This window comes from Fulvivirga imtechensis AK7 (assembly GCF_000331535.1).
GTDB classification, from domain to species: domain Bacteria; phylum Bacteroidota; class Bacteroidia; order Cytophagales; family Cyclobacteriaceae; genus Fulvivirga; species Fulvivirga imtechensis.
The window spans coordinates 1-443 of sequence record NZ_AMZN01000224.1; the positions used below are offsets into that span (position 1 = coordinate 1).

Annotated in this window: 1 protein-coding gene; it reads right to left on the reverse strand. The window is 47.9% G+C overall.

Annotated elements, in window-relative coordinates; all coding sequences use genetic code 11:
• Positions 1 to 443, reverse strand: a 443-nt coding sequence (locus C900_RS27900; RefSeq protein ID WP_040497752.1) for a PKD-like domain-containing protein, incomplete at both ends; no start/stop codon positions are given.

Genomic DNA, 443 nt, shown 5'->3' on the forward strand with positions numbered 1-443 from the left:
GGTGTAATTGTATAAACCACATCCAAAGGACCACTGGTCCCATTTGTAAAGATATCGCCGGAAATCAGGTTCACATCCGTGGTTCCACTCGCAGTGCTTGCTGTACCCCCCAATCCTGGATCTACTACGGCACTTACATCATAACTACTGATAACTCCACCATCATCATCTAAAGAGGGCAGCGTGACTCCGATAGCATCGCCAGAGCATACCGTAGCATCGAGATTGCCAGTGAATACAGGGGCCTCATCTATCGTTACTGTAATAGTGAAATCAGGGCCTGCACAAGTACCTATATAAGGGGTGACCGTATAAACAACATCCAAAGGACCATTGGTGGTATTCGTAAATATATCGCCAGAGATCAGGTTCACATCCGTGGTTCCGCTCGCGGTGCTTGCTGTACCCCCCAAACCAGGATCTACTACCGCACTTACATCATA